The organism is Devosia sp. A369 (assembly GCF_054489345.1).
On sequence record NZ_JBTMWV010000004.1, the window covers coordinates 178,320 to 198,490 of the forward strand.

The following is a 20,171-nucleotide window of genomic DNA, read 5'->3' on the forward strand; positions in this document are numbered from 1 at the left end:
AACCGTGGCGCTGCCTACTTCCATACAAGATTTATCCCGCTCCTGCATTGACATAGCCCCCGCCATCTTCCAACCCTAGCGAACCATGTCGCGCCGTTCTGCGCGCCCCTTCGGACTTGCCATGTCGACCTTCATCGCGCCGATCCAGGAGCGCCGCCTGCTGGCCATTGGGCTCATGCTCGTGGCCTATTTCATGTTCACCGGCATCGACAGCTCAGCCAAATGGCTGGCGCTGGGCGGTATGGGGGCCGCGCAGGTGGTGTTCCTGCGCTATGCGGTGCATCTGGCTCTGGTGCTCGGCATCAATGTGCCGCAAAACGGCTGGGCACTGCTACGCACGGCCAGCCTGCGCACCCAGGTGCTACGCGCCCTCATGCTGCTCGGCGCCACCACCTGCAATTTTATCGCCCTGCGCTATTTGCCGCTCACTGTCACCTCGGCCATCGCCTTCACCATGCCGCTACTGCTGTGCGCTTTGTCGGTGCCATTGCTGGGCGAGACCGTCGGCTGGCGCCGCTGGACTGCCATTTTTGTCGGCTTTCTTGGCGTTCTGATCATCGTGCATCCGGGCACTGAGGCATTCCATCCGGCGGCCTTGCTCTGTCTGGCTGCTGCGGTGTTCACCGCCTTTTATTTCCTGCTGACCCGCCGCATGGCCGGGCGCGACTCCCCGGCAACCCAGCAATTCTATGTCGGGATGGTGGCCACGGCCATCCTGCTGCCTTTCGCCCTGCCATACTGGAGCTGGCCCAGCGATCCCTCGGTCTGGGTCGCCTTCTTTGCCGTCGGGGTGTTTGGTTTTGTCGGGCACCAGCTGGTCGCGGTCGCCAGTGCCTTTGCGCCAGCTTCGGTGCTAGCGCCGTTTTCCTATTTCCAGATCATCTTCATGGCGGCGGCGAGCTGGCTCATCTTCAACCAGCCCCCCGATGTCTGGCTCTATATCGGCGCGCCCGTCGTCATCGGCAGTGGCCTTTATATCTGGCTGCGTGAGCGCGCTTTGTCCAAGCCGGCCCCGCTGATCGGGGAGGAACACTGATGGCCAGCCCGGTAGCCGGCATCGAGGAAAATGCCAACAAGGTCATCCTCATCCTGCTGCTGTCGCAGACCATTCTGGTGTTCCTCGACGTTTCGGCGAAGTGGCTGTCGCTCACCGGCATGCCCACCACCGAGATCGTCTTCGTCCGCTATGGCGTGCATGTGATGCTGATCGTCACGCTGCTCTTGCCGATCCGGGGCCGGGAAATCTTCGTCACCAGAAACTGGCGGCTGGAAGTGGCGCGCGGCCTCTGCCTGCTCGGCACCACCGGCTGCAATTTCCTCGCCATGCGCTATCTGCCGCTCACCATCACCGGCGCGCTGGTGTTCTCGGCGCCGCTGATGATCTGCGCGCTGTCAGGCCCGCTGCTGGGCGAAATCGTCGGCTGGCGCCGCTGGCTCGCCATCATGGTCGGTTTTGTCGGCATCCTGATCATCGTGCGGCCGGGCACCGAGGCATTCCACCCCGCGGCCCTGTTGGGCATCGCGGCGGCCTTCTTCAGCGCGCTGTTTTCGATTTTCACCCGCAAGCTGGCCGGCGTCGATAGTGCCATGACCCAGCAATTCTATGCCGGCACCACCGCGCTGCTGCTGATTTCCCCGGTCGCCTTCACCGATTGGGTCTGGCCCAGCCTGCCGATTTCCTGGATCGCCTTTTTTGCCGCCGGTACGGTGGGCATGGTCGGTCATATGCTGATCTCGGTGGCCCATCGCTACGCCACGCCCGCCACGCTGGCGCCGTTCAACTATTTGCCGCTGCTCTATCTGGCACTGGCCAGCTGGATCATTTTCAACGAACCGCCCGACAGCTGGTTCTTCCTCGGCGCCAGCATCATCATTGCCAGCGGCCTCTACATCTGGCTCCGCGAACGCAGCCTGCACAAAGCCGCCACCTCAATCGACGAACTGCCGGAGCGCTAGCCAATCGCCTCCCGCCAGCGTTGCGCATAGGCGTCAAATCCGGCTGCATCCAGCGGCGTCACCGCCGTGCCGGCGACGGCATGGCCAGTGCCCGCGCCAAACAGCATGCTGGCACCCAGGCTGGTGCCGGTCGCGTCGCCGGATGTGGTTACTGTCACGCCGGTCAGACGGGCCAGCGCCTGCGCAAACAGCGCGTTCCGCGCCAGTGGCCCCTCGATGATGATTTCGCAGCCCAGTCCGCACAGCTCAAGGCAGGCGCGCGTCATCAGCGCCAGATAAAGCGACGCGGCCGCCGTCCGTTCCTCTGCCGTCGCGGGCTCCTGCGTCCAATGCCCGGCTGCCGTGGGGAAGGGTCCCACACCAGCCATAAAACTAGGCTGCACCCGAATATCCTGCGCAATCACCCGCGCAATATCGTCCGTACTCGGCTCACGAATCTCCGGCACCAATTGATCGAATTCGCGCCCGCCCATGAAGCGCGCCGTCGGCACCGGCCGCCCGAAGGCATCGACATTGGCGAGGCTGTCGCGGGCCGGGTCCAGCCCGCCGGTGTCGCCGCCCACCGTCATGGCAATGGCCCAGGTGCCGGTCGACAGAATGGTGAAAGGCGCTGAATGGGCGCCCAGATGCGGCAGCAGCGATGCATTGGAATCGTGAATGCCACAGGTCACCGGTGTTCCAGCCGCCAGCCCGGTCAGCGCCGCTACCTCGGGCAGCACATTGCCCAGCACCGACGCCGCCGGTCGCACCGGCGGAAAGCGCTCCGCCCAGCCCAGCGCCTGCGTCATGCTGGAAAATTCGCCGCGCCCCGGTGCCCACAAATCGGTGTGGCAACCCAGCGAGGTCACTTCGCTCGCCAAGACGCCAGTCAGCCGCCAAGCCCAATATTGTGGATAGGTCAGGATCGCCGTTACCCGAGCAAAATCAGCCGGATACACCTGCGACTGCCAAAACAGCTGCGCCCCCAGATTGAGCCCGTTGGGCAGGCGCGGCGACAATGATTCGGCAAATTCCGGCCGCAGCTTTGCATAGGCCGCCGCCGTCACTTCGGGCCCATTGTGCTCATAATCCAGCACCGGCAGCGCCAGCGCGTCCCCCGCTAGCAGCGCCGCCGTTGCGCCATGGGTGGTGATGGAAATCCCATCCACCCCATGCTCGTCCTGCAACGCCTTGAGGCTGGCGATGATGAACTCCCACAGCATGGCGACATCGGCATGCGGATAGAGCCCATCGCGCCGCACCACATTGGGCGTGCTACGCGCCGCCACTTGCTGGCGCGTCGTGGCGTCGATCAGCACCAGTTTGGCGTTGGTCTTGCCAATATCGATGACGGCGATGAGGCGGGGCAGGGGCATGGCGCGGTCTCAAATGGTCTCACCCGCCGCCATACTGGAAATCGCCCCTTTACGCCAGAACTGACATGTTAGTGCTACTTGACCACCAGCACCGGAATCGTGCTGTGCGCCAGCACTTCGCCCGCCTGGCTGCCGAGCAGCAGCCGGCCCAGGCCCCGGCGACCATGCGAGCCCATGACGATCAGGCTGGCGCCGTGCCGTTCCGCCGTCGTCAGAATCGCATCGGCTGCGGTGCTCGACGGCATGTGGAAGGTTTCGATGCTTTGCCCATCGGCCTCGGCCACAATCTTGGCTTCGGCCAGCGTTTCGCTGGCGAAAGTCGCCTTGGATTCCTCCAGTTGCGCGATGATCTCGCCGGTGCCGGCACCAATGGCTTCGGCGCCCGCCACCACCATCATCGACGGCTCGGTCGCCATCACCACATACAGCCGACCGCCCGTCTGCTTGGCCAATTCCAGCGCATGGCGCAGCGCCTTGGTGGCCAGTTCCGATCCATCAATGCCGACAACTATGCGTGAGTACATGGCGCTTTCCTTTCGATTGTGGTCCTCAGCCTATGCCCATCCGGCCGGCCCGTCCTTGATTCAAATCATGCGCCCGTCGATCCCCGTCGAGCAAGGCGCAACACGGCCATTTCGGTCGCGCCGCTGGCTCCCGGCCGCCCCCTCCAGCGACGGCGTTTGTCCACACCGCACGGACAACGCCCTTGACGGACAAAAACTCAGATGCGAGCATCATCCGCAACAACAGTATATATTCCAATATTAGGGAATATCTGGAGGGGAGCAAAAATGAAGCATTTCGCATTGGCCATGGCTACGAGCCTGGTCGCATTGTGTTCGGCAAATGGTCTGGCCTACGCCCAGACGGCTGGTGGCATCATCGACGTCGCCACCATCGGCGAGCCGCCGACGCTGGATCCGATGGCCTCGACCGCTGACCTGGTTGGCATCGTCACCCAGCACATGTTCGAGACGCTCTACACATTCGACGCCAAGTGGGGCACGACGCCCCTGCTGGCCGCTGCCATGCCGACGATTTCCGAAGACGGCACGGTTTACACCATCCCGCTGCGCCCCGGCATCAAGTTCCATGACGACAGCGTCATGACCTCGGTCGACGTCGTCGCCTCGCTCGATCGCTGGATGAAGATCGCCACGCGCGGCAAGCAGGCCGCCGAAGTCATCACTTCGGTCGTCGCCACCGATGACGCCACGATCACCATCACCCTGTCCAAGCCTTACGCGCCGCTGCTGCCGCTGCTGTCGTTCAACAACGCCGCTGCGATCATCATCCCGGCCGCCAATGCCGCGCAGGACCCGCTGACCAGCTTCATCGGCACTGGCCCCTACAAGCTGCAGGAACGCGTGCCGGATCAGTATATCCAGCTCGTGCGTTTTGACGGCTACCAGTCGCTCGGCGGCGAAGTCGACGGTTACGGCGGCGCCCGCAACCAGTATCTGGACGAAATCCGTTTCGTTCCGGTGCCCGATCCCAACACCCGTATCGGCGCCGCCATGGCTGGCCAGTACGACTATGTCGACCAGCTCCCGGTCGAGTCCTTCCAGCAGATCAGCGATGGCGCAACCGAACCGGTGGTGCTGGCTCCGTTCGGCTGGCCGGTGTTCATGATGAACACCAAGGAAGGCCTCAACTCCGACATCCGCATCCGCAAGGCCATCCAGGCTGCGCTGGCGCCGGAAGACATGATGCTGGCCGCTTTCGGTTCGGAAGACTTCTTCTCGATCGATGCTGCCTGGTATCCGGAAGGCTATGTCTGGCACTCCGAAGTCGGCACCGAGGCTTACAAGCCGATGGGCGACACCGAAGCCGCCAAGGCCCTGCTGGCCGAAGCCGGTTATGATGGCAGCAAGCCGCTGCGCATCCTGACCAGCCGTCAGTATGAGTTCCACTACAAGATGGCACTCGTGGCTCAGGCATACCTCGAAGCCGCTGGCTTCAAGGTGCAGCTGGACGTGGTGGAATGGGCAACCCTGACCACCAACCGTGCCGATCCGTCGCAGTGGGACATCTACATCACCCACAGCCCTTTCCTGCCTGAGCCGTCGCTGATGGGCATCATGTCCGACACCAGCCCCGGCTGGTGGGTCAGCGATGCCAAGCATGCCGTCGTCGAGGCGTTTAACGCGGAAAGCGATCCGGCCAAGCGCGTCGAGCTGTTCGTCGATGTCCAGAAGGTCATCTATGACGAGATCCCCGGCTACAAGGTCGGCAATTTCAACGCCCTGGCCGCACAGAACCCGGCTCTGGACGGCGTGACGCCGGCGCCGTGGCCGTATTTCTGGAACGCCTATCTGACTGAATAGGTCCTCCCGACCTACCCGTCGCGGCTCTGGCCGCGGCGGGATTGTTTTTGAACGTGCCACAACCCCGATGTCACCCCGGCCTTGAGCCGGGGCCCATCCTGAAATGCCCGAGCGGGCGCGATCTCAGGATGACATAGTGGTTTGCAACGCTTTCAGCAGGAACCGAACCAATCTCATGATCCGCTCCGCATTCAATCGCATCTTCGGCATGCTGGTGGTGATGGCGCTGGTGGTCACCATCGTCTTCGTCATTGTGCGTGTTACCCCCGGTGACCCTGCCGCCGTGATGCTCGGACCCGATGCCACCGCTGCCGATATCGCCAGCCTGCGCCAGCGCCTGGGGCTCGACGCCTCGATCCCCGAACAATTTCTCAGCTATGTCGGCGGCATATTGCGCGGCGATTTCGGCCAGTCGATCTTTCTCAACATGCCGGTGACGGAAGCGCTGATGCAGCGCGCCGAGCCGACATTTTTCCTCACCATTTTCTCGCTGGCCATCGCCACGCTGATCGCGCTGCCGGTGGGCGTGCTGTCGGCCTATTGGCGCGGTTCGGTGTTCGATCAGGCCGCCACGGCGCTCGCCATGTTCGCCGCCTCCATTCCCAGCTTCTGGCTTGGCCTGATTTTCATGCAAATGTTTGCGGTCAAGCTGGGGTGGTTCGATACCTCCGGCTATGGCGGTCCCGGCGCCAGTTTTGGCACCCGCATGAACCATCTGGTGCTGCCGGCGGTCACTTTGGGTCTGGTCAGCTCGGCGCTGATCACCCGCTTTACCCGCGCTTCCATGCTCGACGTGCTCAATGATGATTACGTCCGCACCGCCCGTTCCAAGGGCATGAGCGAGTGGCGCGTCGTGGTCAAGCATGCGCTCAAGAACGCGCTGATCCCGATCCTGACCGTCATCGGCCTCACCGCCGCTTTGCTGATTTCCGGCGCCATCGTCACCGAAACCGTGTTCAGCCTGCCCGGCGTCGGCAGCCTCATCGTCTCCGCCGTGCTGCGCCGCGATTACCCGGTGATTCAGGGCGCGCTGCTGGTGGTGGCCGGGCTTTATGTGCTGGTCAATTTCGCCATCGACATGCTGTATCTGATCGTTGACCCGCGGGTGCGTTACTAATGAGTACCATTGCTGCTCCCGCCCTGCGCGAACCCAATCTGCTGCAAAAGCTGGCAACCCGCCCCGCCGCCATGGTCGGGCTGATCGTGGTGGTGGTCTTTGTGGTGCTGGCCCTGCTGGCGCCGTGGATTTCCCCCTATGACCCAGCCAAGCTGGCCGTGCGTGACCGTATGCAGGGCCCCAGCCTGCTCCATCTGTTCGGCACCGACGATCTGGGCCGCGACGTGCTCACCCGCGTGCTCTATTCCGGCCGCACCTCGCTGCTGGTCGGCTTCGCGGTGGTGATCTTCGCCTCGATCATCGGCGTGTTTCTCGGGCTGATGTCGGGCTTTTTCCGCAAGCTCGATACCCCGGTGTCGCGCCTGATCGACGCCATGATGGCCTTCCCCGATATCCTGCTGGCCATCGCGCTGGTGGCGGCTTTGGGGGCTTCGGCCAATAACGTGGTGATCGCGCTGGGCGTGGTCTATGCCCCGCGTCTGGCCCGCGTCGTGCGCGCCTCGACGCTGGTGATCCGCGAACTGCCCTATGTCGAAGCGGCTCGTGCGCTGGGCGTGCCGACCCCGGTGATCCTGGTGCGCCACGTGCTGCGCAACCTCACCTCGCCGCTGCTGGTGCAGGCCACCTTCATCTTCGCCAACGCCATTCTGGCCGAGGCCGGTCTCTCCTTCCTCGGTGTCGGCATCTCGCCCGATATCCCCACCTGGGGCACCATGATCTCGGTCGGTCGCCAATATATGGAACAGGCCCCCTGGATCATGTGGTTCCCCGGCGGCGCCATCATTATCACCGTTTTGTCTCTGCAACTCGTCGGCGACGGTCTGCGCGATTTCCTCGATCCGCGCCTCGCCAAGGATGTCTGATGTTCGATAACCGCTTCAAACCCCAAGCCCAGAACCTGCTGATCAAGGGCGCCAAGCCCATCGGCTTCGCCCAGCCCGGCCTGCCGCCCGTCCTCGACGTGCTGGTGGCTACCGATGGCGCGATCCTTGATGTCGGCGCCAATATCGCCGCCGACAGCGCCAGACTGGTAGAAGCCAACGGCGCCTTCATCTCGCCCGGCTGGACCGATCTGCACGCCCACGTCTGGTATGGCGGCACCGATATTTCCATCCGCCCCGAGCAGGGCGGCGCAGCGCGCGGCGTCACCACCATCGTTGATGCGGGCTCCGCCGGCGAAGCCAATTTCCACGGTCTGCGCGAATTCATCATCGAGCCGGCGCGCGAGAACATCTACGCCTTCCTCAATCTGGGCTCCATCGGTCTGGTCGCCTGCAACCGGGTGACCGAATTGCAGGACATGCGCTCGATCGACATCGACCGCACCATTGCCGTGATCAAGGAAAACCGCGACGTTATCGTCGGCCTGAAGGTCCGCGCCAGCGCGGTGATTTCCGGCGGCTGGGATTTGGTGCCGCTCAAGCTGGCGAAAAAGCTCAGCCGCGTGCTCGATCTGCCGGTCATGGTCCATGTCGGCGAGCCGCCCCCGCTCTATGATGACGTGCTGGGTCTGCTGACCGAGGGCGATATCGTCACCCATTGCTTCAACGGCAAGCAGGGCGGCTCCATCATCGAAGATGAGGATCTCTACAACCTCGCCGAAGAAGCCTCCAAGCGCGGCATCATCCTCGATGTCGGCCATGGCGGTGCGTCCTTCTCCTTCGATGTGGGCAAGGCAGCGCTGGCGCGTGGCCTCAAGCCCAATACCATTTCCACCGATTTGCACAATCGCTCGCTCGACACCTCGGTGTGGGACATGGCAACGACCATGAGCAAGCTGCTCTCGGTCGGCATGGAATTCGAGGATGTGATCATCGCCTCCTCCACCGCCCCCAAGCGCGCCATCAACAAGCCCGCCGACAATCTGCTCACTGTGGGCAAGCCGGCCGAGTTCACCCTGTTCGATCTGGTGAAGGGCGATCTCACCGTCACCGACAGCCAGGGCGCCAAGAGCACGCTGTACGAAACCTTCGAGCCGCGTTACGCCATCCTCGGCGCCGAGGCGGTCACCGCCAGTCGCCACCAGCCGGCGGCCACTGGCCATAGCTGCCCGACTTGCGGGGGCCCTGCATGAGCGAACCTCTGGCCCCCGACACCATCCTGTCGGTCCGCGACCTCAAGACCTGGTTCGTCAGCAAGCGCTCCACGGCCAAGGCCGTTGATGGCGTGACCTTCGATCTCAAGCGCGGCAAGACCCTGGCCGTGGTCGGCGAGTCCGGTTCCGGCAAGTCGGTGACCAGCCTCTCCATCATGGGGCTGCTGGCCAAGCCGGGCCGCATCGAGAGTGGCGAAATCCTGTTCCGCGACCGCGCCGAACAGGTGCACGACCTCGCTCAATTCGCCCCCAAGCAGTTCCGCGCCATTCGTGGCAACGAAATCGCCATGATCTTTCAGGAGCCGATGACCTCGCTCAACCCGCTTTACACGGTGGGTGACCAGATCGGCGAGATGATCGCTTTGCATTCCCCGGTGAGCCGCAGCGAGGCCCGCGCCAAGGCGCTGGAAATGCTCAAGCACGTCGAAATTCCTGACGCCGCGCGCCGGATCGATGATTATCCGCACCAGATGTCCGGCGGCATGCGCCAGCGCGTCATGATCGCCATGGCGCTGAGCTGCAATCCCTCCTTGCTGATTGCCGACGAGCCGACCACCGCGCTCGACGTCACCATTCAGGCGCAGATCCTCGATCTGCTGCAGCGGCTGCAGGCCCAGTTCGGCATGTCGATCCTGTTCATCACCCACAATCTGGGCGTCGTGGCCGAAGTCGCCCATGATGTCGTGGTGATGTATGGCGGGCGCGTGGTCGAACAGGCGCCGGTCAATTCGCTGTTCGCGCATCAGACCCACCCCTATACCAAGGGCCTCTTGGCCTGCACCCCCGACGCCACCCGCGATCTGGGCAAAGATGGGGCGCGCCGCGCGCTCTATTCCATCCCCGGTTCGGTGCCGCCGATCACCAATCTGCCCCCCGGCTGTGCCTTTGAGCCGCGTTGCTCGATGGCCATCCCGGCTTGCCGCACCGCGCTGCCGCCTTTGATCCCGGCTGGCCCGGAAACCTTTTCGCGCTGCATCAGGAGCCATGAGCTATGACCCAGCCGAGCGATGAAACCCCGCTGCTCAGCGTCCGTGGGCTGACCAAGCATTTTGCCGGTCGCAACGGCCAGATCGTCCACGCCGTCGAAGATGTCAGTTTTGACATTCGGCGCGGCACCACCGTTGGCCTGGTCGGCGAATCCGGTTCGGGCAAGACCACCGCCGGTCGCTCGATCCTGCGTCTGGTCGAGCCCACTTCGGGGCAGGCGATCTTTGACGGTACCGACATTTTCGCGCTGAAAGCCCGCGAGATGAAGCAGTGGCGCAAGCGCCTGCAGATCGTCTTTCAAGACCCGTATTCGAGCCTCAACCCACGCATGCGCATTGACGCCATCATTGGCGAAGCCCTCGACGCGCGCGGCTATCCTCGGGGGAAGCAGCGGCAGGACCGCGTCGCCGAATTGCTGAATCTGGTCGGCCTGTCGCCTGACTATTCGCGCCGCTTCCCGCATGAATTCTCCGGCGGCCAGCGTCAGCGCATCGGCATTGCCCGCGCTTTGGCGGTCGAGCCCGATTTCATCGTCGCCGACGAGCCGGTGTCCGCGCTCGACGTCTCGGTGCAGGCGCAGGTGCTCAACCTGCTCGGCGAGCTGCAGCAGAATCTCGGCCTCACCATGCTGTTCATCGCCCACGATCTCAGCGTCGTGGAATATCTCTGCGACGAAGTCGTGGTGATGTATCTCGGTCGAGTGATGGAGCGCGGCCCCTCGCGCCAGGTCTATGCCCAGCCGCGCCATCCCTACACCAAGGCTTTGCTGGCCACCGCGCCGGTGCCGGACCCGACGCGCAAGCGCACCCACGTGCCGCTGCAGGGCGACATTCCTTCGCCGATCAATCCACCCTCGGGCTGCGTGTTCCGCACCCGCTGCCCGGTGGCCATCGACGCCTGCGCCAACATCATCCCGCCGGTCGAGCATATCGGCGGCAATCATCATGTCGCCTGCATTCGCCAGGGCGAGCTTTAGTTAGTTGGAGTCTGTTATGAGCATTTCCGAGCTGGTTCAGCGCCCGGATGCGACCCCCTATGACCGGCTGGCGGCTCTGGGCATTGTCTTGCCCGAAGCGCCGTCTCCGATCGCCAATTTCGTCACCCATGTGGTCGAAGGCAAGCTGCTGTTCCTGTCGGGGCAGGGCCCCACCGAACCCAACGGCACGCTCTATACCGGCAAGGTCGGCGCCGATGTGTCGGTGGAACAGGCCTATGCCCATGCCCGCCTCACCGGGATCAATCTGATCGCCGTGATGCAGGCCGCGCTGGGCGATCTCGGCCGCGTGCGCCGCGTGGTCAAGCTGCTCGGCATGGTCAATGCGACGCCCGAATTCGGCGAACATCCCGCCGTCATCAATGGCTGCTCCGACCTGATGAATGCAGTGTTTGGCGAGCGCGGCGTGCATGCCCGCTCGGCAGTGGGTTTTGGCTCGCTGCCCAACCAGATCACCGTCGAGATTGAAGCCGTCGTCGCCTTCGACTAACCCCCATATTGCTCCGCAGCGCCCATAAAGAGTGAACCAATGACCCAGGATATTCGCGCCGAATTGGGCCTTCGCCCGGTAATCAACGTCTCCGGCACCATGACCTCGCTGGGCGCCTCCATCGTGGTGCCGCAGGCCGTCGACGCCATCACCCGCGTGCTGAACCAGTTCGTCGAGATGGGTGATCTACATCGCCGCGCCAGCACGGTGATTGGTGAGCTGACCGGCGCCGAAGCCGGCTTCGTCACCGCCTCCTGCTCGGCGGCGATCAGCCTCGCTGTTGCTGCCGCCATCACCGGCGATAATCTGTGGGCCATCGAGCAGCTCCCCGACACCGGCGCGCTGAATCATGAAGTGCTGATCCAGGCCGGCCACATGGTCAGCTATGGCGCACCGGTGGAACAGGCCATCCGCCTTGCCGGCGGCAAGGTCGTGCCGGTGGGGCAGGCGACCAGCGCCTATGCCTATCAGCTGGCCGGCGCCATCACCGAGCGCACCGTGGCCGCCGTCTATGTCGTCTCCCATCACGTGGTCGACTACGCCCAGATCCCGCTCAAGACTTTTGCCGAAGTCTGCCACGCCCGTGGCGTCAAGGTCATTGTCGACGCCGCCTCCGAATACGATCTGCACAAATTCCTCGCTGATGGCGCTGACGTCGCGCTCTATTCCGGCCACAAATTCCTCGGCGGCCCCACCTCGGGCATCTGCGCCGGCGACAAGGAATTCATCCGCAATATCTACCTGCAGAACCGTGGCATCGGTCGCGGCATGAAGATCGGCAAGGAAGGCATTGTCGGCGTCATTGCCGCGCTCGAAGCCTGGAAGACCCGCGATCACGCCGGCATCCGCGCCCGCGAACGCCAGGCGCTCGACCTGTGGGTCGAAACCCTTGAAGGCCGTCCCGGCATCACCGCCACCATCGTGCCCGATCCCACCGACAATCCGCTGGATCGTCTCAAGGTCGTCATCGACCCGGAACTGGCCCGCATCACCGCCTGGGATTTCGCCAGCGCCATGGCGCGCGGCGACCGCCCGGTCATCGTCCGCGACCACGAAGCCGAGCATGGCCATTTCTTCCTCGATCCGTGCAATCTGCACCCCAACGAGGAAGCCATTGTCGCCGAACGCCTGATCGAGGAGCTGGAGCGCGCCCAGCGTTCCAACGAGCTGATCCACACGCCCCTGGCCGAACGCTGGCTGGCCCAGGAAGCCGCGATATTGAAGTGGCTCGACTGACAGCGTAGAGGGGTACGGACTTTAGGTGAGCGGCCGGAGCGTGACGGTGACCGAGATAGACAGCCAGACCGAGCCGGCCCGCCGGACCCGCACCAGCGGTATCGACCGGGCGCTGCAGATTTTCGATTATCTGCAGCAGGTCGAGCAGGCGAGCACCGCTTATGAAATCGCCCGCGCTGTCGGCGCGCCGCTCTCCACCATCTATGCCATCATCGACGATTTGGTGGCCAAAGACCTGCTCGACCGCGACAGCAATGGCCAGATCTGGCTCGGGCCGCGCCTCTATCACTACGGCCTGAGCTACGCCCGCAGCCTCGATCTGCTCAGCGCCGCCACCCAGGAAATGCACGAACTGGCCCGCCAGTCGGGCGAGACCGTGCAGATCTGTGGCCGCGATCAGGACATGATGGTGGTGCTGGCGATGGAAGATGGCAGCGGCCAGTTCAATGTCAGCTCCCGCATCGGCACCCGCAGCCCGCTCAACTGGACGGCCTCGGGCCGCTTGCTGGTCGGCCATCTGCCGCAAGACGAGCTGCTGACCATCTTCGCCCGCTCGGCCCGCGTCTCGCCCACCGGCCAGGCCGAAACCGATCCGCAGGTGCTGGCCGACAACGCCCATGAAGCACTGGCGCAGGGCCTCTCCATTCAGGCCGGCGAATCCGATTTCGCTGTCGCCTGCATTGCCGCGCCGATCCTCGACCGCGCCGGCCGCTGCCACGCCACCATGTCCATTGTGGTGCCCGAGCACAAAGTGCAGCAGAAAGACCCCGATCTGATCACCCTGGTCCGCGCCAGCGCCCACCGCGTCGAAAGCCGCCTCGGCTGGCTCCGCCAGCGCTGAGGCATAGCTGCCATCCCCCGCCTGTTCCTTGCCAATTGCGCCCCCATCCGCGATATGAAGCGATGACGGCCAGAATTATGGGACCAGCCTTGCCTTATCCTGCGCGCAGATTTTCGGTAGCCCCGATGATGGAATGGACGGACCGACATTGCCGGACGCTCCATCGCCTGCTGACGCGCGAGTCCCTGCTGTTCACCGAAATGGTCACCAGCGCCGCCATCGTCCATGGCGACGCGCATCGCCATCTGCATTTCGAAGCCGCCGAACACCCCGTCGCCCTGCAATTGGGTGGCTCCGATCCGGCTGAACTGGCCAAGGCCACCCGGATCGCGGAAGAGTTCGGCTATGCCGAGATCAACCTCAATGTCGGTTGCCCCTCCGACCGGGTGCAGTCCGGCCGCTTCGGCGCCTGCCTGATGGCCGAACCCGCGCTGGTCGCCGACTGCGTCCGCGCCATGCGCGACGCCACCGACCGCCCGGTCACCGTCAAATGCCGCATCGGTATCGATGATCAAGACATCGAGGAAAGCCTCGACCGTTTCGCCGACGCCATGGTCGAAGCCAAGGTCGACGCGCTTTATGTCCATGCCCGCAAGGCCTGGCTCAAGGGCCTGTCGCCCAAGGAAAACCGCACCATCCCGCCGCTGGATTATGACCGCGTGCACCGCCTGCGCGCCCGCCTGACGCCGCTGCCGGTGCTGATCAATGGCGGCCTCGACACCATCGACGCCGCCGTCGCCGAATTGGCCCACACCGATGGCGTCATGCTCGGCCGCGCCGCCTACCACAATCCGATGCTGCTGGCCGACGTCGACCAGCTGTTCTTCGAGGCCCCCGCCGCGCCGATCACCCTCGAAGCGGTGATGACCGAAATGGCCGCCTATGCCGACCGCCAGGCCGCCGAACACGGCACCCGCCTCAACGCCATCGCCCGCCACATGCTGGGCCTCGCCAACGGCCTCCCCGGCGCCCGCCACTTCCGCCAGATCATGAGCGTCGACGCTTGCAAGCCGGGAGCCGATTCCTCCGTGATGCTCCGCGCCATGGAAGCGCTGGATCGCCCGCGCCTGGCCGAAGCCAGCTAAGCGCTACTCCCTCCACAACCTCGATGTCATCCCGGCCTTGAGCCGGGACCCATCCTGAGATTGTCCCCACCCGCGCGATCGGTGGATGGGCCCCGGCTCAAGGCCGGGGTGACACGGTGGGTGGGGTAAAATTGCGGCTAACTCAATCCGCCAACTCCAACGAATTCTGCGTCACGCTATACCGGCTCAGCGTTTCCAGAAACGTCATCCCCAGCAGGCTGGTGTCCAGCGCGCCGCTCTCGGTGACAAACGCCACCACGCCCTCGCGCACGATGCCGCCCACCACAATCCGCTCCAGCCGCACCCGCGCCGCGCGCCCGGTGCCATTGGCCGTCGAGACGGGCAGGGTGAAGGCCAGCCCGTCGGTGTCGATCCCCGCCGCCTCGGCATCGGCAATGGTCAGCACCACCGCACTGGCGCCAGTATCAAAAATCATCGGCGTGGTATGCCCGTTCACCGTGGCATTGATCTCGAAATGCCCGCCCAGTCCGCGCCGGAACGTCGCCAGCCCCTGCGCCGAATCCACCACCGCAATGCCGGGCCGCAATTCCCCGGCCACCCGCGCCGCAATTCCGGTCAGCTCGTCGCGATAGGCATAGCTCAGCGCCGCGATGCTGAAGATGCCGACCCACAGCAATACCCCGCCCAGCAACTCGCTCGCCTTGCGCCGCCGCGTAAACAGCCCGCCGGCAAACACGATGAGGATCACCAGCAGCGGAATCAATTGCCCGGTCTGCGCCTGCGTCAGCCCCACCAGACTCCCCGCGTCGGCGCTGATCAGCAGGGCAATGCCCACTGCGATCACCAGCGCAATGCCGATAAAGATCATGCCTGCGCCTCTCGCCGGTTTCCAAGTGCCATCAATACGATAAAGCCGCTGAGCAGGGCAAATTCAAGACCACCGTTGTCGCGGAGCTCTCCACCGCTCGATGTCACGGTGAAAGTTACACAAACACCAGCAACCCGGTCAGCACCGCAATCTCCCCCAGCGCCCCCAGCGCCCCGATCAGATCGCCGGTCTGTCCGCCCACCAGGCGCCGACACAATGCCGTCCAGCCGGCAATCACCAGCAGCGCCAGCACCAACGCCGCCCCAAGCCCGAGGATACTGGTCGCCGGCCCCGCCAGCAGAAACAGCAGCACCAATGCAAACACCGCGCCCACGGCAAAATTCCGCCCCGGCAATTGCCCCGCCGTCGCCGATGCGCCATCCACCCGCGCCGGCGGCAAGGCCACCGCCAGCCACAATGCCCCGGAGCGCCCGACAATGCTCGCCGCCAGCCAGATCGCCGCGGCCGCCAGCGGATTGACCGTGGCTACCGCCCCCAGCGCCGTCACCCGCAGCAGCAAAAACAGGCTCAGCGCCGCCACCCCATAGGTGCCGTGCCGGCTGTCCTTCATGATCTCCAGCCGCCGGGCAATGCTGTGCCCGCCAAACAGCCCGTCGGCGGCATCGGCCAGCGCATCCTCGGCCATCGCCCCACTGGCGATCACCATCGCCGCCACCGCCAGCGCCGCCGCAAAATAGCTCGGCAAGCCGATTAGGCTGGCCCCGACCAGCAGCAGCGCCGGGCCGATGCCGATGGCCACGCTGGCCAGCGGCAGCGCCATGGCGATCCGTCCCAGATCAGGCAATTGATGTGGCGTATTGCCCGTCGGCAGCCGCGAGAAAAACCGCAGCGCCATGATGAAATCGTCACGCAAACCCATGCCGCCAGCCGGCGTGCGCGGGCCGCTTGGTTCGCTGGGTTCAACGGAAGGCTGATCGGCGTTCAATTGCTTTTCGTCCCGCAATCGGCAACAAGGCGGCACCTTCCTATCCTGAACCATCGTGACTCGCCATGCCCCCGCTCAGCCCTGCCTACGCCGATGTCATCGAGCTCCTGACCATCGCGCCCGATGGCGATGAGGCCGCCGTTGCCGCCGTCCGTGCCCGTGATGCGCAATTGACCAAGCCCGCCGGCTCGCTCGGCGCCCTCGAAGGCCTGGTCGAATTCCTGGCGCGCTGGCAGGGCAGGGCGCAACCCCGGCTCGACAATCCGATGGTCACGATTTTCGCCGGTAACCACGGCGTCACCGATCAGGGCGTCTCGGCCTTCCCGCGCGACGTGACCGCGCAGATGGTCGCCAATTTCACCAATGGCGGCGCAGCGATCTCGCAGATTTGCGCACTGCATGAAATCAATCTGCGCGTGTTTGAACTGGCGCTGGAACTGCCCACCGGCGACATCACCCAGGAAGCCGCGCTCGACGACAAGATGTGCGCCGCCACCATCGCCTATGGCATGGAAGCCATTGCCGGTAAGCCCGATCTGATTTGCATCGGCGAAATGGGCATCGGCAACACCACCGTCGCCGCCGCGCTCTTCGCCGCGCTTTATGGCGGCACTGGCGCCGATTGGGTCGGTCGTGGCACCGGCGTCGATGATGCCGGCCTCGCCCGCAAGGCCGATGCTGTCGACCGCGCGCTGGCCCGCCATGCCGGTGAGCTCGATCACCCGCTGGCCATCCTCGCCCGCCTCGGCGGCCGCGAAATCGCCGCCATGCTCGGCGCGCTGATCGCCGCCCGCCACCAGAAGGTCCCGGTGATCATCGACGGCTTTGTCGCCACCAGCGCTGCCGCCATCGCCCACGCCGTCAATCCGGCGTCCATCGACCATTGCCTCTTCGCCCATGTGTCCGCCGAAACCGGCCACGCCCGCGCGCTCACAGCGATGGGTCAAAAAGGCCTGCTCGACCTCGGCATGCGCCTCGGCGAAGGCAGCGGCGCGGCCCTGGCCGCCGTGCTCGCCAAAACCGCGTTGCACCTGCACAACAACATGGCGACCTTCGACAGCGCCGCCATCAGCGGCAAAGAGGGCTAGCCCTCTTTTACCTCTCCCTTCGGGGGAGAGGTCGACCCTTTTGGGTCGGGTGAGGAGGCCTACCTCATGCAGAGAGAGCTGAGGCACCACCAACCTCTCCCCACCCCCGATGTTATCCCGGCCTTGAGCCGGGGGTGGATTCACATTTGAAGTGCAACGGGATGAAGGCCTCGGCGGGGGGTACGGAAGCCGAGGCATTTTCGGGGGGTGTTGTTGTGGTGCGCGAGGATGGCATCAAGGCTGTCGGCCGGCAAGCTGTCGAGATTGGTCTGGCGGGGCAGGTTTTTGCGCAGCCGGCCGATGGCGTTTTCCACCCCGCCCTTCTGCCAGGGGGCATGGGAATCGCAAAAGAAGGTGTCCAGACCTAGCTGGCTGGCGATGCGCTGATGGCGGTTGAACTCGGTGCCATTATCAAAGGTGATGGAGCGGCGCAGGGGTTTGGGCACCGGTTCGAGCAGGGCGGTGAGCGCCATGGCGACGGGCTCGGCCTTCAGGCTATCGTGGCGCAGTGCCAGGGTGAGCCGGGTGTGGCGCTCATGGACAACCAGGATGGCTTGGCCGGTTTGGGAGAACAGCATGGTGTCGGCCTCCCAATGGCCGGCCTGGCTGCGGGCGGCGATGGCCGCGGGGCGGTCATGGATCGAACAGCGCCCAGCCTGGCGCGGCCAGCCGCCCTTGGTGCGCCAGCCGCGCTTATATTTGGCGCGCGGCAGATAGAAGCGCCAGCGGCGATCATTGCTGCGTTTGAGCTGGGCATAGACGAAGCGGTAGATGGTCTCGTGGCTGATGATCCGGCTACCCGCCTCATGGGCGAGGCGACCGGCCACCTGCTCGGGCGACCAGCCGGCCGCCAGCCGATCGAGCACGATGCTGCGCAAGCCGGCGTCGCGCTCGAGGCGAGCCCCGCTCCAGCGCCGGGCTGCGGTGAGCTGGTGGGCATAGTCTGGCCGATAGCCGATCTGCACACCGCTGTTGCGCTTCACCTCGCGGGCGATGGTCGACGGCTGGCGATCCAGAGCTGCAGCGATTTGCCGGTACGACTGCCCGGCGGCGAGAAGCTGGGCAATCCGGAAGCGGTCGGCGCTGGATAACTGGCGGTAACTGGACATGGCATCACCTGTGTCAGGTGTTGCACTTCGTTTGTGAACTCAGGGGGACCCATCTTGAGATCTGGGGCTGGGCCCCGGCTCAAGGACGGGGTGACACGGTGATTGGGATGAGATCGGAGAGCCCAATGGCCCGGGGCGAAGCCCCTAGCCAGCCTGGGAGTAAATCTCCAGCCGATTCTTCTTCTCCACCACCGGGGCCAGCGCATCCATCACCCGCGCTCGCGGGAAGGTCGCAATAACTTCGGTGCCGAAGCGCAGCTTGCTGAACAGGTCGAACCGCCCCTGATGCAGCTCCATGATCTTCTGCACGATGGGCAGGCCAAGCCCCGCGCCCTGTTCGGCGGTTTTCTGCGCCAGCGAGCCCTGGCCAAACGACGACAGCACGGTTTCGATTTCGGCCTCGGGGATGCCCGGCCCATTATCCTTGACCGACACATATTGCCCGCCGTCGCCGCTGCGCGTCACCACCAGCACGATCTTGCCATGCTGGGGGGTAAACTTGATGGCGTTGCTCAGCAGGTTCAGCACCACCTGGCGGATGGCGCGTTCGTCGCCCCATAGCGTCGGCAGATTGTCGCCGATGCTGTAGATCAGTTCGATCCCCTTGGACTTGGCGCGCAATTCCATCATGCGGCGGCAGTCCTCGGCGATATCGACCAGCGACACCACTTCCTCATTCAGCTCATATTTGCCGGCCTCGATGCGGCTGAGGTCGAGCAGCTCATTGATCAAATTCAGCAGATGCTGCCCGCTGGCGTGAATGTCGCCGGCATATTCCTTGTATTGCGGCACCATATGGCCGCCCAGCAGCTCCGATTTCAGCACTTCGGAAAAGCCGATAATGGCGTTGAGCGGCGTGCGCAGCTCGTGGCTCATGGTGGCGAGAAATTGCGATTTGGCGATATTGGCCTGCTCGGCATGGCGCCTTGCCTCGTCCGACATCTGCCGTGCTTCTTCCAGCTCGCCGATCAGCGCATCCTTCTCGGCCTGATGCATGATGGTTTCGAGTTCGGTGCCATGCAGCTGCCGCGCCAGATAGACAAAGAAGAATTCGCCACAGATCACCACCGCCGCCAGCGTGTAGTTCAGCGTGCCGCCCAGCGCGATCAGATTGATCGAAACCGTCACCGTCACCGGCAGCGTGCTCATCAGTGTTGCCGGGGGCAGGGTGTGGGTCGCCACCGAATTGGCGGCGACGCTGACCAGCACCATGGCGAAGATCACCGGCGTCATCATCTCCGGCTGCGCCACCAGGGTAAACAGCGCCAGCGTCGACCAGGCCAGGCCATAGACGGTTTCGCCGGCAACAAAGCTGGTGGTCCATTGGCTGGCGTTGAATTTGGTAGGGTCGCTGTTTTTGAACCGCTGCGCCATCAGCACGACGATCAGCAGGCTCAGGATCACCAGCCCGGCCCAGAGCGAGGTGAACACCACCGGCACCCAGAAACTGGCGACGATGGAGAGAATGGAAATGATCGCCGCCATCGGCAGCGCCGCATTGAGGCGGGACTGCGCATAGTCATGCATCAGTTCAAAATCGAAATCGGCGCGGGTACCTGAACTGGAGGTCAGGCGTTGACGGGCATCGAGCACGGTTTTCTGCGCCGTGCGCTTGCCATCTCGTCCCATCTGGGAACGGACATCATCGATGACAGCCGGCTGCGACGTCATGGGACTCGTACTCATTACTCAACTGCGAACAAAAAACGCATTCGC

Annotated in this window: 19 protein-coding genes; 13 read left to right on the forward strand and 6 right to left on the reverse strand. The window is 64.3% G+C overall.

Annotated elements, in window-relative coordinates; all coding sequences use genetic code 11:
• The first annotated feature begins 121 nt into the window (after positions 1–121).
• Together ACX3OZ_RS07490 and ACX3OZ_RS07495 are read left to right on the forward strand one after the other, a co-directional pair.
• Positions 122–1,036 carry a DMT family transporter gene (locus tag ACX3OZ_RS07490; RefSeq protein ID WP_459096408.1) on the forward strand — a complete coding sequence of 305 codons (915 nt, stop codon included), beginning with the start codon at positions 122–124 and terminating at the stop codon, positions 1,034–1,036.
• Positions 1,036–1,956, forward strand: a complete 921-nt coding sequence (locus tag ACX3OZ_RS07495; protein WP_459104198.1) for a DMT family transporter — start codon at positions 1,036–1,038, stop codon at positions 1,954–1,956. Before ACX3OZ_RS07490 ends, ACX3OZ_RS07495 begins: the two co-directional genes overlap by 1 nt.
• On the opposite strand, the gene ACX3OZ_RS07500 is transcribed toward ACX3OZ_RS07495, so the two are convergent.
• On the reverse strand, positions 1,953–3,311 hold the full coding sequence (locus ACX3OZ_RS07500) for an FGGY-family carbohydrate kinase (protein WP_459104199.1): 1,359 nt from the start codon (positions 3,309–3,311) through the stop codon (positions 1,953–1,955). The genes ACX3OZ_RS07495 and ACX3OZ_RS07500 overlap by 4 nt on opposite strands.
• Before the next feature lie 74 nt (positions 3,312–3,385).
• Complete coding sequence (locus ACX3OZ_RS07505; protein WP_459096411.1) at positions 3,386–3,835, reverse strand: universal stress protein; 450 nt, start codon at positions 3,833–3,835, stop codon at positions 3,386–3,388.
• A gap of 267 nt (positions 3,836–4,102) precedes the next feature.
• On the opposite strand from ACX3OZ_RS07505, the gene ACX3OZ_RS07510 reads away from it, so the two are divergent.
• From ACX3OZ_RS07510 to dusA, 10 genes are all read left to right on the forward strand, one after another.
• The gene (locus tag ACX3OZ_RS07510) at positions 4,103–5,638 is read left to right on the forward strand and encodes an ABC transporter substrate-binding protein (protein WP_459096412.1); all 1,536 of its coding nucleotides are present in this window, start codon (positions 4,103–4,105) and stop codon (positions 5,636–5,638) included.
• A gap of 175 nt (positions 5,639–5,813) precedes the next feature.
• Positions 5,814–6,755: an ABC transporter permease gene (locus ACX3OZ_RS07515; protein WP_459096413.1), complete on the forward strand. Its 942-nt coding sequence runs from the start codon at positions 5,814–5,816 to the stop codon at positions 6,753–6,755.
• Entirely contained in the window at positions 6,755–7,618 is an 864-nt protein-coding gene (locus ACX3OZ_RS07520; RefSeq protein ID WP_459096414.1) for an ABC transporter permease, read from the forward strand. The genes ACX3OZ_RS07515 and ACX3OZ_RS07520 overlap by 1 nt, the downstream gene beginning before the upstream one ends.
• The gene (locus ACX3OZ_RS07525; protein ID WP_459104200.1) at positions 7,618–8,829 is read left to right on the forward strand and encodes an amidohydrolase/deacetylase family metallohydrolase; all 1,212 of its coding nucleotides are present in this window, start codon (positions 7,618–7,620) and stop codon (positions 8,827–8,829) included. The genes ACX3OZ_RS07520 and ACX3OZ_RS07525 overlap by 1 nt, the downstream gene beginning before the upstream one ends.
• Before the next feature lie 8 nt (positions 8,830–8,837).
• Positions 8,838–9,845 (forward strand): ABC transporter ATP-binding protein, encoded by a 1,008-nt coding sequence (locus ACX3OZ_RS07530; RefSeq protein WP_459096427.1) that lies wholly within the window; start codon positions 8,838–8,840, stop codon positions 9,843–9,845.
• Positions 9,842–10,813: an ABC transporter ATP-binding protein gene (locus ACX3OZ_RS07535; protein ID WP_459096416.1), complete on the forward strand. Its 972-nt coding sequence runs from the start codon at positions 9,842–9,844 to the stop codon at positions 10,811–10,813. Before ACX3OZ_RS07530 ends, ACX3OZ_RS07535 begins: the two co-directional genes overlap by 4 nt.
• Before the next feature lie 16 nt (positions 10,814–10,829).
• Entirely contained in the window at positions 10,830–11,321 is a 492-nt protein-coding gene (locus tag ACX3OZ_RS07540) for a RidA family protein (RefSeq protein ID WP_459096417.1), read from the forward strand.
• Positions 11,322–11,360: 39 nt separating this feature from the next.
• Positions 11,361–12,557: an aminotransferase class V-fold PLP-dependent enzyme gene (locus ACX3OZ_RS07545; RefSeq protein WP_459104201.1), complete on the forward strand. Its 1,197-nt coding sequence runs from the start codon at positions 11,361–11,363 to the stop codon at positions 12,555–12,557.
• Between the two features lie 40 nt (positions 12,558–12,597).
• Positions 12,598–13,398, forward strand: coding sequence for an IclR family transcriptional regulator (locus ACX3OZ_RS07550; RefSeq protein ID WP_459096428.1), 801 nt, complete (start codon positions 12,598–12,600; stop codon positions 13,396–13,398).
• Positions 13,399–13,475: 77 nt separating this feature from the next.
• Positions 13,476–14,483: a tRNA dihydrouridine(20/20a) synthase DusA gene (dusA, locus tag ACX3OZ_RS07555; protein ID WP_459096429.1), complete on the forward strand. Its 1,008-nt coding sequence runs from the start codon at positions 13,476–13,478 to the stop codon at positions 14,481–14,483.
• Between the two features lie 142 nt (positions 14,484–14,625).
• Here dusA and ACX3OZ_RS07560 read toward each other — a convergent pair whose 3' ends face one another.
• Both ACX3OZ_RS07560 and ACX3OZ_RS07565 read right to left on the reverse strand, forming a co-directional pair.
• Complete coding sequence (locus tag ACX3OZ_RS07560; protein WP_459104202.1) at positions 14,626–15,312, reverse strand: retropepsin-like aspartic protease family protein; 687 nt, start codon at positions 15,310–15,312, stop codon at positions 14,626–14,628.
• Positions 15,313–15,427: 115 nt separating this feature from the next.
• Positions 15,428–16,258, reverse strand: a complete 831-nt coding sequence (locus ACX3OZ_RS07565; RefSeq protein WP_459096420.1) for an adenosylcobinamide-GDP ribazoletransferase — start codon at positions 16,256–16,258, stop codon at positions 15,428–15,430.
• A gap of 65 nt (positions 16,259–16,323) precedes the next feature.
• On the opposite strand from ACX3OZ_RS07565, the gene cobT reads away from it, so the two are divergent.
• Complete coding sequence (gene cobT / locus ACX3OZ_RS07570; protein ID WP_459096421.1) at positions 16,324–17,346, forward strand: nicotinate-nucleotide--dimethylbenzimidazole phosphoribosyltransferase; 1,023 nt, start codon at positions 16,324–16,326, stop codon at positions 17,344–17,346.
• A gap of 140 nt (positions 17,347–17,486) precedes the next feature.
• On the opposite strand, the gene ACX3OZ_RS07575 is transcribed toward cobT, so the two are convergent.
• Together ACX3OZ_RS07575 and ACX3OZ_RS07580 are read right to left on the reverse strand one after the other, a co-directional pair.
• Positions 17,487–18,455, reverse strand: a complete 969-nt coding sequence (locus ACX3OZ_RS07575; protein WP_459104203.1) for an IS30 family transposase — start codon at positions 18,453–18,455, stop codon at positions 17,487–17,489.
• 144 nt (positions 18,456–18,599) lie between these two features.
• The gene (locus tag ACX3OZ_RS07580) at positions 18,600–20,126 is read right to left on the reverse strand and encodes a sensor histidine kinase (RefSeq protein WP_459097017.1); all 1,527 of its coding nucleotides are present in this window, start codon (positions 20,124–20,126) and stop codon (positions 18,600–18,602) included.
• Positions 20,127–20,171: the final 45 nt, after the last annotated feature.

What these genes read in the sequence shown, in the direction of transcription:
- ACX3OZ_RS07540 (WP_459096417.1), top strand. Translation starts at nt 10,830, where the DNA reads ATGAGCATTTCCGAGCTGGTTCAGCGCCCGGATGCGACCCCCTATGAC.
- ACX3OZ_RS07525 (WP_459104200.1), top strand. Translation starts at nt 7,618, where the DNA reads ATGTTCGATAACCGCTTCAAACCCCAAGCCCAGAACCTGCTGATCAAG.
- dusA (WP_459096429.1), top strand. Translation starts at nt 13,476, where the DNA reads ATGGGACCAGCCTTGCCTTATCCTGCGCGCAGATTTTCGGTAGCCCCG.
- ACX3OZ_RS07490 (WP_459096408.1), top strand. Translation starts at nt 122, where the DNA reads ATGTCGACCTTCATCGCGCCGATCCAGGAGCGCCGCCTGCTGGCCATT.
- ACX3OZ_RS07505 (WP_459096411.1), bottom strand. Translation starts at nt 3,835, where the DNA reads ATGTACTCACGCATAGTTGTCGGCATTGATGGATCGGAACTGGCCACC.
- ACX3OZ_RS07515 (WP_459096413.1), top strand. Translation starts at nt 5,814, where the DNA reads ATGATCCGCTCCGCATTCAATCGCATCTTCGGCATGCTGGTGGTGATG.
- cobT (WP_459096421.1), top strand. Translation starts at nt 16,324, where the DNA reads ATGCCCCCGCTCAGCCCTGCCTACGCCGATGTCATCGAGCTCCTGACC.
- ACX3OZ_RS07575 (WP_459104203.1), bottom strand. Translation starts at nt 18,455, where the DNA reads ATGTCCAGTTACCGCCAGTTATCCAGCGCCGACCGCTTCCGGATTGCC.
- ACX3OZ_RS07500 (WP_459104199.1), bottom strand. Translation starts at nt 3,311, where the DNA reads ATGCCCCTGCCCCGCCTCATCGCCGTCATCGATATTGGCAAGACCAAC.
- ACX3OZ_RS07495 (WP_459104198.1), top strand. Translation starts at nt 1,036, where the DNA reads ATGGCCAGCCCGGTAGCCGGCATCGAGGAAAATGCCAACAAGGTCATC.
- ACX3OZ_RS07545 (WP_459104201.1), top strand. Translation starts at nt 11,361, where the DNA reads ATGACCCAGGATATTCGCGCCGAATTGGGCCTTCGCCCGGTAATCAAC.
- ACX3OZ_RS07510 (WP_459096412.1), top strand. Translation starts at nt 4,103, where the DNA reads ATGAAGCATTTCGCATTGGCCATGGCTACGAGCCTGGTCGCATTGTGT.
- ACX3OZ_RS07560 (WP_459104202.1), bottom strand. Translation starts at nt 15,312, where the DNA reads ATGATCTTTATCGGCATTGCGCTGGTGATCGCAGTGGGCATTGCCCTG.
- ACX3OZ_RS07520 (WP_459096414.1), top strand. Translation starts at nt 6,755, where the DNA reads ATGAGTACCATTGCTGCTCCCGCCCTGCGCGAACCCAATCTGCTGCAA.
- ACX3OZ_RS07535 (WP_459096416.1), top strand. Translation starts at nt 9,842, where the DNA reads ATGACCCAGCCGAGCGATGAAACCCCGCTGCTCAGCGTCCGTGGGCTG.
- ACX3OZ_RS07580 (WP_459097017.1), bottom strand. Translation starts at nt 20,126, where the DNA reads ATGACGTCGCAGCCGGCTGTCATCGATGATGTCCGTTCCCAGATGGGA.